The sequence below is a fragment of the Bacteroides caecimuris genome, assembly GCF_001688725.2.
GTDB lineage: Bacteria > Bacteroidota > Bacteroidia > Bacteroidales > Bacteroidaceae > Bacteroides > Bacteroides caecimuris.
The window spans coordinates 1,146,919-1,159,403 of record NZ_CP015401.2; the positions used below are offsets into that span (position 1 = coordinate 1,146,919).

The window sequence follows — 12,485 nt, forward strand, 5'->3', positions numbered from 1 at the left end:
TATGCTGTCAATAGGGATTTTTTATCAATATAAGCCATATCTATTATTCATTAATTGGGAGGAATCTTAACAAAGCGGTTGCTGTAATCCAGCCAAGTATTGGAGGAACGGCATTACCAATAACTTTATATCTAGCTGCTAAAGGTATTGCATTAAACAAGTAGTTATCAGGGAATGACTGAATTCTTGCACATTCCCTAACAGAATACCGTCTATTTTCAATGGGGTGAGTAATTCCACATTTGTCAGGTTGCGCAGAAGCTGTAATTGTACCGCAAATTTCTCCAAAAGCAAATCGTCTAAAAAATTTTGGAGCATGATAACGTTTAGGGTTATCATAGATATTCCTAAATCGTGGAGTCAACATTTCGTAGGGTATGTCTTTCCATGATTTTCCTTCCATACATATTGTAGGTAAATTCGTATGGGAATATCCGTCATAAAAATATTGGAATCCTTCAATGCCGTGAGCACAGCTTCCGATTAAATTTACTGTTTGTTGTGTTCCTGGGCTAAATTCCCATACTTCATTATCAGGTAAGTTTTCTACACCTTGTAATATTCTTCCTAATACCAGTTCTTCGATGTTCCCATAATGTTCGGATGGGATATTGTTTTCTTGAACAATTGTTTTCAATAAGTTGAAATCAAAATGTCCAAGATTCAACTCTCTATCTATTCCAACCATTAGAACACGATAGCGTTTTTGGGGAACGCCGTAATCAGAAGCACAAACTAATTTGTATGAGACATCATAACCTAAATCGCCCATGATTCTAACGATTTCTTCAGGTACACTATTGCCATTTGCTACATGTGAAGATAGAATGCCTCTAACATTCTCAAACAGAAATGCTTGAGGACGATGGCCAGCCTCAATCTTTGCAGCAATGATTCTATGACATTCTTCAAATAATGTACCTCTTCCGTTTTCATCATCCACTCCCTGTCTTTTGCCAGCATTAGAAAATGGTTGGCATGGGAAACCGGCTAAAAGTATATCAAAATCAGGTATATCATTAGCATCAATATCTCTAATATCAGCTAAAAGGCAATTGGCTCCATCATTTGTTAATAATGGGTTGGCATTATAACAAGACTGTGCGTCTTGGTCAAAATCATTTGCAAATACAATTTCTGTATCTAATCTCTCATAATCGTGTCCTCTGAATGCAAATCCTCCGCTAAATCCCAAATCAAGACCACCACATCCGGAAAACAAAGATACTATTGTCTTAGGCATTTGTACGTATTAAGTTAAATATTTTTTATTGACCACAATAAGTCCTTAGTATCCACTTCAAGGACTTTTGCGATTTTCACTAATGTCTCCAAGTTCGGTTGCATGGTATTTGTGCACCATTTTGACACAGTTCCCGGATCTTTTCCCAACTGTTCTGCCAACCATTTATTGGTGCGTTTCTTTTCTGCTAAAATCACCTTCAAACGATTTATATCTTTATTCATACGTTCTATGATATGTTTTGAATGCAAAGGTAATCATTATAATCGAAAACTTATTCCAATTATAATGATTTTCTGACAAATATATGTCGGAAAACTGCTTTATATTGAAATATACTTCAATGTGTATATCGGAAAACTCACTTGGATTGGTTCTCTTTTTCCCTTCTCTCTTTTACCTTTTCCAATCCTGGCATCTTTTTAGCCAATACACTTTCTCCTGCAGGAAAGTAAAGTGGAAAGACCTGAGATAAGAAACTTACAATATCACTACGCTTCTTGCCCATGTTGAAAAAAGTAGAACAAACAAAGTACATAATATCTTGCTGACTACATGTATCTTTTAGCTGAATGGTTATTGAGGGTGTGATTATCAAACCGTGTTCTGCAAATGCGCAAGCACTGGCAAGAATAGCTTTCTGTTCTTCTTCGGTAAACATCTTTATTTTCCCAGCTAACCATTCAAGCTCTCTTTGCCGGAGTGCTTGTTGTTTTTCGTTTTGATGCTCCAATAGGATTGCTACATTTTCTTGTTGCTTTTCTGTCAAGGCGTTTTCTAATGCTTGGTTCTTTCGTTTAAGAACGTTGAATTTTAGCAAAGCAGCAATGTACATACAGAAATATCCTACTGCAATATCGAATATTAGGACAAGCAGATAATTGTTACTTGAGTTTTGTATGCCACCAGCCATATATTCACTAATAGGGATAACAGCTAATAGCATGATAATGGCTATTGCATAAAGCACTCGGTATCGCGTTTTATGGTTTACCTGTGGCAAAGAGGCAAACAAAAAGGCGATAATCAAAACGGCTATGATTGCAAAGAATGGTATGAAAGAGGTCTCCATAGGTTTGTTGTTCTGTTTATGGTTTAACAATAATGCGCCAATAACCAGCCTTGTCTGAACCTTCGTGAACCAAAATTCCCATACCCCTAAGGCTCTTGATATTTTTCTCTATAGCGCGTTTAGTTACACCAATCTTGTTGGCCATATTATCAGCTGTGATTGAAGGATCTGAAATAACGAGGTCGATTATCTTTTGTGCAGTTTTACTGACTTTCTTCTGTGTTTCCGATGTATCTCCGAACTTATCCGCATTTACACCGAACTTTTCGACCGAACTTTCTTCATTTACACCGAACTCTTTTGTGTTTACACCGAACTTTTCGACCGAACTTTCTTCGTTTACCGGGTACTTTTCGAGGGTACTATTTACCCTGTTGGCTACTTCTTCAACAGGCATTCTTCCGTTGTCACCCCAGTTCAAATTATAGAATGTGGTGTAGAAAGAAGTCGCTTCCGTTTGATATTGCGGCTCTTTACCTTGCAGGAAATTGGGTAGCTTCTCTGTAAGCTCTCGCATTTTGCGTAAGCCGGAACCACGTTTTTCCATATAATCCAACTGTGTGAACACATCCGCAATGACGGGGTTGCGGCGCATGGACGGCACTTTGTATATGTCACGGTCTTGAATCTGTGTTCCGTCAAGCATTGCGCCCGGTGATACCAGTTCTACACGGTCATCGTAAATATCGATATGTACTTCACCGCCCATCACGGTATAATCCCGATGGATAAGATGGTTTACCAATCCTTCGAAGATAGCACGGTCGGAATAGTCGGGGAGGTTAAGGCGATAGTTTGGCATCTTCACCCAGCCGCTCATGGTATAGTTTTTGATGAAATCCATACTATATTTTAAGAGCAGCACAAGGTTAGCCCGATGTTCTACGGAACTGATGGCATCATCCTTATAGAGTCCAGTCCAACGGGTGCAGAAAATACGCGATTGAAATACCGTGCAATTATCCACAAACAGCAATCCTGCATTGGTCAGTTTGCCGTCAGGAGTTACCAGCCCGAATGATTCCAGATACTTATCGTTCCATTCCTGATGGGTTTGCTCACGGAAAGTATTGGCAAGGATGATGAAAGAATGTTTGCTGGCATCCACTTGGGTAGGCAGTGAATCCCAAGTCATGTGCGTGCCTTTTAATACCAACGAAAGTAATTGTTGGGAGTTGCATTCTACACTTTCATTCCCAACTCGTACATATGCGGTACGTGTCCCATCCTGATAATAGTAATAAGGTGTAAGCGTTCCTGCCTTTACTTTCACTTCAAGCAGGGTATGTCCTTCATGTTCTATCGGAATAAGTTGAACTTCCGGCACAGGGTCAAGTCGTGCCTTTATCATTTCACTGATAAAATCAGCATCGGCTTGTGGATTCTCCAACCCTACAATTACGCCGTCATCATTCACTCCATAGAACAAACTGCCACCGTCCGTATTGGCAAATGCCGACACGGATTTAAGCCATGACTTTACTTTCTTACGCTCCAACATTTCCTTGAAATCGTAAGCCGAGCATTCCGCTATCAATGTATTGTTATGTATCTGCATCGTTTTCTTATTGTTGTTTGGATATAACATCCCAATATCATACACAAAATTATATAGAAAAATCGATTTTTTCTACACCGGCACAATAAAAACCGAGGCCAACCCTCAAACTCTGCTTCATACTTCGTTTAATTGTTACGAATGTCCTATATTTAAGGAGTGTAACTAAAAAATCTCAAATATGGACAAAGACAGAATCGTGGCCGGCCTTGATGTCCACAAAGATACAATTTATCTCTGTGTGATGGATAATACCGAGGCCGTTATTTTTGCAAAAGTTTATGGTACATTGACTCCTGATTTAGAACTTGTGTGTTCCGAGATGGTTTCTCATGGGGTGACAGAGGCAGCCATGGAAAGCACTTCAACCTATTGGGTCCCTGTGTGGAATGCCTTGTGCGAGAGCATGTCTCTCAAATTGGTAAATCCTTATTTTATAAAGCAGCTTCCCGGTCGCAAGAGTGATGTGAAGGATGCCCAATGGATAGCGGAATGCTTGTTGAAGAATCTGATTCGTGGAAGTTTTGTGCCGGATAAGACAGTGCAGGACATGCGCAAGTATAACCGTCGCATCTTCGACCTGAATGAAGACCTGACGTATAACAGCAATAAACAGGACGCTGCTTTACAGCGATGTGGCTTCCGGTTAAGTAACTATGTCTCCCGAGTCAATGGAAAAAGCTATCAGAAGTGCGTCCGTGCAATAATAACCGGGATAACCGACCCTGAGGAGCTGGTGAAACTCATTCATGGAAAAACTCTACGGAAATACGGACGCAACATCATAAAGGATGCCGTAACGGGTGACTTTCACCAGGCAGACATCTGTTTGTTAAAGCAATACGCAGAGCTTATAGGAGTAATCGAGCGACAAATCGAAGAATGCAGGAATGCTCTCATTTCCATGTGCCAGGAACACTTCCCGAAACAATTCAAACGTCTACAAAGTATCCCCGGTGTTAAAGAACGCGCCGCTTCGGCTATAATTGCGGAGACCGGGGCTGACATGAAACCGTTTGAAAAAGCAACAAACCTTGTGGGATGGTGTGGATTGAAACCACGCAATGATATAAGCAACAATAAAGTCAAAAGCAACAGGACGACGCATGGGAACCGATTCCTGCGTCAGATATTGATTGAAATATCCTGGGTCGCATCAAGAACCCGAAACTGCTTTTTCTCAAACTTCAGCTACGTGCAATGCACCCAACGCCATAAGAACAAGATGAAGATACAAGTAGCCATCGCCCGAAAGTTATTGGTCGCAGTATGGCACATGCTGACAAAAGACGAGGATTTTATAGATGTTTACCTCAAGCGGCTTGAAAAGCAGGCGGAATGGCAAAATGATATTCAAGCATTAGAATCGTTATTGGTCGGATAGACCTTTCCGATATACCTCTATCGACAACATAATTACCTTTGTGCTGCCACATGAGCGCGTTTACAAAATTATTGTATCCATAGAGGGATTGGACACCGGCGTAGTCCTTTTAGGCTGAAGAGGAAAGTAACAAACTTTACTAGTTCAGACGACAAAATACTTGTCGTCTTAGACGTTTTGTGGGAAAATTTACGGACTATAAGTATAATTAATTAGATACAAGTAAGTTACATGCGAATATAAGAGCGGGAGATTTTTCTTTTTAGAGGAAAGGTAAGGATAAAACCGAAAAATCAGTTAAAATTACTATTTTCTTTTGATTTAATTCTATGTAATTTTTCAAACAAACAGGACGATGAGGTGGTTGGCTTATATCAGTTTCAGTCTTTATTTTAATAATGATATGTGTCATATTGGCAAGTTACTCCTGAATATTCTCCCGCAGAGAAAGGTTATCCACCCGTACCATCTTCTCCGACACGAACTTCAAATATGACGAGAACTTCTGGAAAGAGTTCAACGTCATCCCGTTGGAAACGGAAATCGGTAAACTGATAGAAAAAGTCTCTTTGAAGATAGAAGAAATAGGTGATTGATTTGTTTTGCCGTTCGATGAGATTGCTGTAACTTTGCGCCCGGTTTAAAATATTGTATGTTATGGAATTACCAAAAGACCCGATGATGCTGTTCAGTGTCATTAATATGAAGTTGCGTGATTGTTATTCTTCACTAGACGAACTTTGTGAAGATATGGACGTAAATAAGGATGAGTTAGTGAATCAGTTGAAAGCTGCCGGTTTCGAGTATAGTGCGGAACATAATAAGTTCTGGTAATCATCTTCCTGTTTACAGTTTATAGATAAAACATTTGAAGCGCTGCCGTAGCCTCTGTAAAGGCTTTGGCAGCGCTTTTTCCATCCAATTGCGCAATCTTTCTTTTCTCCTTCTTCATGTTAATAAAAGCAAAATGCAAATTTCCGTATTTAACTTCCATATCCTTCTGCGTTCTAACTGATAAAGCTCAGAAAAAGAATTGATGATAAACGAGAATAAAATTCGTGAAGTTTGTTCCTCGAATCGCGAACGGGGATTCAAGATGCTGATGGACTCTTTCCAGGTGCCGATATATAATTATATCCGTAGACTGGTCGTCTCTCACGAAGATGCGGAAGATGTGCTTCAGGAAGTCTTTATCCGGGTATTCCGGCATATCGACCAGTTTCGCGAAGAAAGTTCACTGTCGACTTGGATGTACCGGATTGCAACGAATGAGAGCTTACGTTTGCTGAACAGCCGTAAAGATGAAGGAGTTGTTTCTGCGGAAGATGTACGGGAAGAGTTGATGGGCAAGTTGAAGGCTTCCGATTACATTGATTATGAGAATGAACTGGCAGTGAAGTTTCAGGAAGCCATTTTAAGTCTGCCGGAAAAGCAGCGGCTTGTCTTCAACTTGCGTTATTACGACGAACTTGAATATGAAGAGATTGCCCGTGTACTGGACAGTAAAGTGGATACGCTTAAAGTGAATTACCACTATGCGAAAGAAAAGATAAAGGAATATATATTAAACAGATAGGACGATGAAAAAGGAATTTGATTTTGACGATATTGGTAAACGGACGCCTTACCGTACCCCCGATGGATTCTTCGAGGATATGCAGCGGAAAGTAATGGAGCGTGCCGGAGTGAAACAACAGCGGAAATCTCCCATGAAGCTGATTATTTCTACGGTAGTTGCCATAGCGGCCATGTTGACAGGGCTTTTGTTTGTTCCGTCTTTCTATCGGGCGGATGATGTCAAGCCGTCTTCGTCAAATGTGTTGGCTGTTGAAAGAAACAATGCTACAGACCAGGTAGACAAATGGATTAAAGAACTGTCGGATGAGGAGTTGGAAGAGCTCGTCAGCTTCTCTGAGAACGATATATTTTTGTATTAAGTGAATCAATTAATTATTAAAACGTGAAAATTATGAAGATGAAGTTTATTTATGTAATTTGGGCTGCTCTTTTGATGGGAAGCCAGATGTCCCTTTCTGCTCAGAATAAAGACAATAAAGAAAGGAAACAGCGTCCTACACTAGAACAGATGACGCAGATGCAAACCAATCAGATGATTAGGACACTGATGCTGGATGATGCGACTGCTGCCAAGTTTACTCCGGTTTACGGGGAATATCTGAAAGAACTGCGCGAATGCCGCATGATGAATCGCAAACCGAGAGCGGAAAAGCCGCAGGGCACGGAAGTTGCTGCAAAAAAAGAAGGTCAGAAACCGGCTATGACTGATGCTGAAATAGCAACGATGCTGAAAAACCAGTTTGCTCAAAGCCGTAAGACGCTCGATGTCCGTGAGAAGTATTACAATGAATTCAGCAAGATACTGTCTCAAAAGCAGATAATGAAGATGTATCAGCAGGAGAAAAGCAATGCGAATAAGTTCAGAAAAGAGTTTGACCGTAGAAAAGGACAGCAACCCGGACAAGGACATCACCATCAGGGACAGAGACCTCGCACTCCGCGTCAAGGCTAAGAACAGAGGCTAAGTTTATTTTATCAGTTTAATCAACACAATTTGAACATAGGCAGTCATAGGTGTTTTTTCAGTTGGTTTTTAGCATATTTTCTGTATGAACCGTTAGTCGGTATGGCGAATATTTATTAAATTGCTGATGGTTATATATAAAAACAGCCGGCAAACTCTGTTTGCCGGCTGTTTTTGTCTTTCAATCTACTTTGTTCTTATTTCCTTTTATGACTGTCGATTTTTTATTCGATGCTTCTTAACCAGGCAATCTCTTCCGTCCACTTGCTTTCATCCGGAGTTTCGAGTATCAACGGTATATTGTCAAATCTCGGATCCTGCATCAACCTTTCAAAAAAAGCTTTTCCAATCAGTCCCTCACCAATACTATCATGACGGTCTACATGAGTGCCTAATGCTTTCTTTGAGTCATTCAAGTGCATGCCGCGTAGATAACTGAATCCCACTTCCTTATCGAACTCGTCGAATACTTTGTCATACTCATTCACTATATCATAACCAGCTGTGTAGGTATGGCAAGTATCGAGACAAACCCCTATCCGGCTTTTGTCATCCACCCGGTCAATGATATATTTTAGTTGCCAGAATTCGCTTCCCAGATTACTGCCTTGTCCGGCGGTATTCTCGATAACGGCTGTCACTCCTTTCGTCTTTTCCAAAGTGATGTTGATACTTTCTGCGATAAGTGACAGGCAATCTTCTGTTGATATTTTATTGAGAGAGCTGCCGGGGTGGAAATTCAGGAGTTTCAATCCGAGTTGTTCGCAACGTTGCATTTCATCCAGAAAAGCGGCACGGCTTTTTGCCAATCCTTCTTCCTCCGGGTGTCCCAAATTAATAAGGTAACTGTCATGGGGCAGGATATATTCCGTCTGGAAACCGAACTTCTCACAATTCTCTTTGAAAAGACTGATACTTTCCTTTGTTAACGGTTTGCTTACCCATTGGCGTTGGTTCTTTGTGAATAGTGCAAAAGCATTTGCTCCTATCTCATGCGCATTGACGGGGGCGAATTCTACGCCACCGGATGCGCTTACATGTGCTCCGATATACTTCATATTTTATTTCTTTTGATTCTTGTCTGCAAATATAACATTTTTATGAGAGTTGATGTTTGAATAGGATAATTGTATTTGCAATATAGTTTGTTTCGATACGGTTATGAATCGAATCATAGTCCATATATAGTTTTGATGTTGATTGGATTTTTTTCGATTGCTTGATTATATTATATATTATTTCGATTGCCTGCTATTGCTTCGTTTGACTATAGTTATGCGAAATAAAAATAGGCAATGAAACAGGTCTTGATAGCTGATCTGCGGAATAAAATAGCCTAAAAGGTTTCGAACGTTCCGGTGTGGATTTAATTAACAACAGAAAATATACTCGAGAGCAACTCTCAAAACTGTGTCGGGCAAAACTCGGAGCAGGCTCTTAATAACCCACTTTTCATTCATTAATAGAAAAGTTCTCTTTCATTAATTGTAAACTTCTTATTATCAGCATGTAAACTTGTTTTTCATTAACCGTAATCTATAAACGCAAGCTTCGTTTATAAAAACAAAGGCTTTGATTATAAAAACGAAGCTTGCAATTATATAATCAAAGCTTGCGTTTATAGTTTGTATCGAATGAAAAGAAAGTTTCCTTCCTGTCCGAAGGAACTTTATACTTAATGGGCGGGAAGTTTTCTATTAATAGCCAAGAGCGCAACTGTTAATACCCCTTCCGCCAACTACAGACGGACGCGACAAGAAGAGCCGGGGTAAGTTGAAATATCAGCTATAAAATTATGACTGAAGAGAATTTAAACAGGCTCTGAGTTATAACATTTAAACGATTATCACTATGTTCTCAGAGACTAAAATTACAGAGATTTATTGTATGGCAGATGATTTTTTGTACGTTCAGTTAACCCTAGAGGGGATGGTGAGGATTTTTGCAAGTAAAAAGAAAGGAGATTAATATGGCGAGACCAATAAAAGAAACTTGAACGATTTTATTTTCTGATTCAAGAGGATACCCTTTTCGGACACCCTCTTGAATACTGTTGGCTATATCTCAAAATCAGGTAAATAGTCCGTCAGAACTTTGCTGACCTGTTTACCTTCCACCTGGTCAGTGACAATCGTCGCACCTTCCTTTTTACCTGCATCATAATTCAAGGAAACCTTTTCAGCCTTATTGGTGACACTGATAGCGGCCTTTCCTTTATCTGTCAGATTACAAGTGATAACCCAATTGCCTACCTGTACGGTATTGCCTTTACGAATCACTTCCATGTCCGGACGGTTGTTCCCGTGAGTGTCCATAACCGTTAAGAAACGGGCGGTTTTGCAAGGAACGGTTGTTGAGGAGAAATGCCAGTGGTTGGGATATTTCAGAGCCTTTCCCTGGGCATTCGTTACATTCTTCCAGTTGGTCGGGGCGCAGAAGAAAGTATCTATGATAGCTTGTTCTGTTTTTGCCGAGCTGAATAAATGAGCCACGGAGGTACCACCGGCTTTATTCTTTCCAGTGATTTTCACTTTATCGGGCAGTTCCTGCATTTCCATCGGAAGTTCTACCGTATGCAGAAGATAACTCCATGTCACAGCTTCTTTTCCTTCCAGTTCATCATAGATAACGTACACTCCGGTAGTTCCCAATTGGATGATGTGGCGGCGGAACATGTCTACTTTGTTTTCGTCCCAACCTTTCTCAGGCGTGTATTGAGTGCCGGACAATTCACCGCGTTTCAGCCATAGGGGGGAAGTCACATCGCCATAAGCGTTGGAAGCATCGCCGACCATGTACGAAATCTTTTCTCCTTCATACCAGCGTGGAATCCATCCGTATCCTTCCGTTCCTATCTTCTGGGTCATTCCGTTGACCAGCATGCTATTATGCGCACGTGTATTACGGTACGAATACATGCAATGGTCGTCTGTGAATCCTGTACGGTGTCCGCTACTGTAGAAAATAGCTTTGCCGCCATAAAAAGTATTGAAAGCATTCTGATTGGCAAGTGCATGGGAGGTGGAACCATAAGGGCTGGAACGGAATGACAACATTGCATTCTTATCTATGTCTCCCAAAGAAGTATGCATCGTTGCAATTCCTGTTTCGTTGAATACCTTTGTCATGGGAAGTTCTGCCAATGAGTGGTCCTCTGTTGGTAAAGATTTTCTTGTCGTACAACGATACCAGGTCAAGTCGCCGGATTTTCCCAAGAATGTTTTCTTCATAATATCCGGTTCTTTCTCCAATATCGTGCGTGCATAAGCGGCTGCCCAAGGGTTGTTGCATTCGCGTGCCAATGCGTCCGCATAACCTACCCGTGTACCGTTCGGTTTCATCTTCGTTTCATGCGAATTGCCTTGTCCGGCAGATTTCGAGAATGGCGGTTGCTGGTAAATAACGTAAAGTGCGTTATTGTTATACCAAGGATCGGCAAAGAAGTCGAATCCGCTGATACGGGAGTAGAAAGCGGGGACTTCGATCAATGTACGGAGATTGACATGAAAATAAGAATCACCGTTGTGCCATCCGCCGTCGGCATTCAGTCCCGGCAGACGGGATACCCACTCGTTGTAGCAATAGTCCACCCAAGTGGAAGCCATCGGGAGTTCGCCATACGTAGCAAAGGCTGCCATATTCAGAATACGGAATGTCATTTGCCAAACGTGGTTGTCGGCAATACGGTTTTCGAGATGGTTGACGTATTCGTGATAGAACTTCTTGCCGTTGTCACGGATAGTTCTTAAAAGCAACTTCTTCTCTTCCGGTGTCAACAGATTGTACCATGCGTCATAAGCCGAAGTGCTCATGGACAGGATAGTGGAACGGTTGAAGTCTCCTGCAAAGTATTTGCTGTTCTTCCAGGAAAGAATTTCGGAAAGGCGTTTGATACCTTCTTTATAATACACGTCATCTTTAGTCAGCAGATAGGCACGTACCATCGATTCGATATTCGCTTCTTCGCGGTCTACAATCTTCCGGCTTTCACGAATCAGGGCGGAGCGATACTGCACAATATTGGTCAACTTGACAACTTGCGTCGTATCAATCTCTTCTTCCAAATGCTTCAACGGGTGGTTGAGGCATTTGTTGGCTTTCGTGATGTACGCTTGTGCTTCCGGGTTATTCTTATTCCTTTCGATAATGTTGTCCCATTCGTTGGCATCAAGCAGGATGCGCGGATGGGACCTGGGCAATTTAGCCAATACTTCTTGCAATGAAGGCGGATTGAATGTGCGTGTCTGGTCGTCTACATAAAAATGATAAACAGGCGACCATTCTTCCTTTCCGTCTTTATCTACATAAGCGTGTTGCCAATACCATATCCCTTTTCCGAATAATTTGAAAGGATTGAAGAAAGCCCACTTCCTTTCCGCAGTGATTACCTCCGACTTGAATTCCGGATCGCGTGCAATACGGATACGGTAAGTCACTTCCGGTTTGAAATCCTCTTCTTCTACACCGTCAAGTACGGCGCCGAGATGAGGAAACTTGTCCGGCCACATGAAACGTGGCGGATTGACTGCTATATGCTGTCCGTCCAGTGGGGAAGGCGTTTCGCGGACTTCGTGCATCAAAGTCTGTTGAGTCAGGCGCATGATTCCTTTTTGCGCATACCCGTTGGTGGATAGCAGAATGGTAAACAAGAACGCCATAATCAGCGTCAACATACCTAAATTCTTT

The 12,485-nt window shown here is 41.3% G+C and carries 12 protein-coding genes and 1 pseudogene; 6 read left to right on the plus strand and 7 right to left on the minus strand.

The features are described 5' to 3' along the window. Nucleotides 1-43: 43 nt before the first annotated feature. The 4 genes from A4V03_RS04735 to A4V03_RS04750 form a co-directional block, all read right to left on the minus strand. Nucleotides 44-1,243: a DNA cytosine methyltransferase gene (locus A4V03_RS04735; protein ID WP_065538136.1), complete on the minus strand. Its 1,200-nt coding sequence runs from the start codon at nucleotides 1,241-1,243 to the stop codon at nucleotides 44-46. Nucleotides 1,244-1,257: 14 nt separating this feature from the next. Further along, nucleotides 1,258-1,467: a helix-turn-helix transcriptional regulator gene (locus A4V03_RS04740; RefSeq protein WP_065538137.1), complete on the minus strand. Its 210-nt coding sequence runs from the start codon at nucleotides 1,465-1,467 to the stop codon at nucleotides 1,258-1,260. 137 nt (nucleotides 1,468-1,604) lie between these two features. Further along, a complete protein-coding gene (locus tag A4V03_RS04745; protein ID WP_065538138.1) occupies nucleotides 1,605-2,315 on the minus strand; it encodes a hypothetical protein in 711 nt (236 codons plus the stop codon). A 16-nt stretch (nucleotides 2,316-2,331) separates the two neighbouring features. Beyond that, nucleotides 2,332-3,873, minus strand: coding sequence for an RNA-binding domain-containing protein (locus A4V03_RS04750; RefSeq protein WP_065540287.1), 1,542 nt, complete (start codon nucleotides 3,871-3,873; stop codon nucleotides 2,332-2,334). 181 nt (nucleotides 3,874-4,054) lie between these two features. Between A4V03_RS04750 and A4V03_RS04755 the strand changes: the two genes are divergently transcribed. The 3 genes and pseudogenes from A4V03_RS04755 (at nucleotide 4,055) to A4V03_RS04760 (ending at nucleotide 6,091) form a co-directional block, all read left to right on the plus strand. Beyond that, nucleotides 4,055-5,257, plus strand: coding sequence for an IS110 family RNA-guided transposase (locus A4V03_RS04755; RefSeq protein WP_065538139.1), 1,203 nt, complete (start codon nucleotides 4,055-4,057; stop codon nucleotides 5,255-5,257). Between the two features lie 431 nt (nucleotides 5,258-5,688). Continuing rightward, a pseudogene (locus A4V03_RS21275) lies at nucleotides 5,689-5,853 on the plus strand (carboxypeptidase-like regulatory domain-containing protein); the annotation flags it as partial. A 61-nt stretch (nucleotides 5,854-5,914) separates the two neighbouring features. Next, complete coding sequence (locus tag A4V03_RS04760) at nucleotides 5,915-6,091, plus strand: DUF4250 domain-containing protein (RefSeq protein WP_024988655.1); 177 nt, start codon at nucleotides 5,915-5,917, stop codon at nucleotides 6,089-6,091. A 19-nt stretch (nucleotides 6,092-6,110) separates the two neighbouring features. On the opposite strand, the gene A4V03_RS20635 is transcribed toward A4V03_RS04760, so the two are convergent. Beyond that, a complete protein-coding gene (locus A4V03_RS20635) occupies nucleotides 6,111-6,251 on the minus strand; it encodes a hypothetical protein (protein ID WP_157447987.1) in 141 nt (46 codons plus the stop codon). A 42-nt stretch (nucleotides 6,252-6,293) separates the two neighbouring features. On the opposite strand from A4V03_RS20635, the gene A4V03_RS04765 reads away from it, so the two are divergent. From A4V03_RS04765 to A4V03_RS04775, 3 genes are read left to right on the plus strand one after another with little or no spacing between them, the layout of a single operon-like run. After that, entirely contained in the window at nucleotides 6,294-6,833 is a 540-nt protein-coding gene (locus A4V03_RS04765) for an RNA polymerase sigma factor (RefSeq protein ID WP_065538140.1), read from the plus strand. Nucleotides 6,834-6,837: 4 nt separating this feature from the next. Next, nucleotides 6,838-7,194: a hypothetical protein gene (locus A4V03_RS04770; RefSeq protein ID WP_024988653.1), complete on the plus strand. Its 357-nt coding sequence runs from the start codon at nucleotides 6,838-6,840 to the stop codon at nucleotides 7,192-7,194. A gap of 32 nt (nucleotides 7,195-7,226) precedes the next feature. Next, nucleotides 7,227-7,787 (plus strand): hypothetical protein, encoded by a 561-nt coding sequence (locus tag A4V03_RS04775; protein ID WP_065540288.1) that lies wholly within the window; start codon nucleotides 7,227-7,229, stop codon nucleotides 7,785-7,787. A 236-nt stretch (nucleotides 7,788-8,023) separates the two neighbouring features. On the opposite strand, the gene nfo is transcribed toward A4V03_RS04775, so the two are convergent. Further along, nucleotides 8,024-8,857: a deoxyribonuclease IV gene (gene nfo / locus A4V03_RS04780; RefSeq protein ID WP_065538141.1), complete on the minus strand. Its 834-nt coding sequence runs from the start codon at nucleotides 8,855-8,857 to the stop codon at nucleotides 8,024-8,026. 999 nt (nucleotides 8,858-9,856) lie between these two features. Further along, nucleotides 9,857-12,472 (minus strand): DUF4962 domain-containing protein, encoded by a 2,616-nt coding sequence (locus A4V03_RS04785; protein ID WP_065540289.1) that lies wholly within the window; start codon nucleotides 12,470-12,472, stop codon nucleotides 9,857-9,859. Between the last annotated feature and the right edge of the window lie 13 nt (nucleotides 12,473-12,485).